1 protein-coding gene is annotated in these 1325 nt (G+C 63.4%); it reads left to right on the forward strand.

Going from position 1 to position 1325, the window contains the following annotated elements; all coding sequences use genetic code 11:
* Nucleotides 1–1325, forward strand: a 1325-nt coding sequence (locus ENSA7_RS44850) for a neuraminidase-like domain-containing protein (protein WP_181234630.1), incomplete at both ends; no start/stop codon positions are given.

Below are 1325 nucleotides of genomic sequence, written 5' to 3' on the forward strand. Positions count from 1 at the left end.
ACCCACGCGAGCCCGCATGAGTGGTTCGTGCGGCGGCGGCTTCCGATCGGCACCTGGGAGGCTTGGGAGGCGGTTCCAACCGGGATCGACAGTGACGCCGCCGCTATCGTGCTCTACAAAGGCCGGCTGCATTTGTTCTGGGCGACCGAGCATGAGCAGCAGGCGGAGGATGAGGACGCCCCGCCGAGGTATCGCTTCCGCGTCCACCACATCGAGCGCGCCCCCGATGGTTGGGGCAAGCCCACGATGTCGAAGCTCAGCGGATCACGGGAATTGCCACCGCACGACTATCGGCTGCACCTCATCGTGGCCGGCCAGCAGATCATCCTAACCGCGCTGTGGCAAGACCACGACGTGGCTAACGGCATTCCTGGGATCGCCGCGACCTTTCGTTTCGACCAAGTCGAACAGCGTGCCCATGGTCGAGCGAAATGGATGGACTTGCATCAAAACTATGCACAGGCTGAGCTCGACAACGAAACCACGATCGACATTGCGGTGATCGAGAATAGGGGCTTCATCGCGTTGGAGCCAAACTACGATTTTGAAGGTCAACGCAATGTCAACTCTGGCAAGCATCAAGGCGACTTCGACCCATTCGAGGTGACGCAGGTAAAGTTCATACAAGGCGACGCGAAGAAGCTGTTGTTCAACCGTCCGTCGAGTTCGCGCATAGCAACCTTCGTGCACCAGGCTGGCATCTGGACGCCGCACGGTAACGCGACGATGCTGCCGGCGATCTACGACGATCGCCTGCGCAAGTACCTACTCGAACCCGGGTACTCGTTCGGAGCCAGCCCCGCCAACCCGGCCCTCATTGGCCACTTCAACCCCGCGAGCCTCGTGCTCTGCCCGCCGCCGGAGCCCGAGCTCCCCGACGCTCCCGATCCCCGACAGGCCCGAGAGCAGCGACCCAGGACCCGTGGCGCCTCAGGCAAGGCGCTCCCCGCCCGCAATGCTGCGATGGTCCGGGCCAACAAGGACCTCCCGAGCAACCAGGACGACTACCCGCCCGCGTCGCAGGGCTTCGTGCTCGAGATGGTCGAACTTTACCATCCGTTCGCGCGTGACCTGCAAGAGGCGCTGGCGAGCGGCGGCCTCCCGGGCTTGTACGCGCCGCCGGTCAACAGCCAGCTATTCCGCCAGCGAAAGTCGATCAACCCGTTCGGCCTCGCCGACGGCATGGGCCTCAACCTCAACGCCGTGCGCGGTGAGCTGCCGATCGAGGAATTCGACTTCTCGTTCGACAACCCCTACGCCACCTACAACTGGGAGATCTTCTATCACGTGCCCATGCTGGTCGCCGGCAAGCTCGCCACGGAGCA

The organism is Enhygromyxa salina (genome assembly GCF_002994635.1).
In the GTDB taxonomy this organism is placed as follows: Bacteria; Myxococcota_A; Polyangia; order Nannocystales; family Nannocystaceae; genus Plesiocystis; species Plesiocystis salina_B.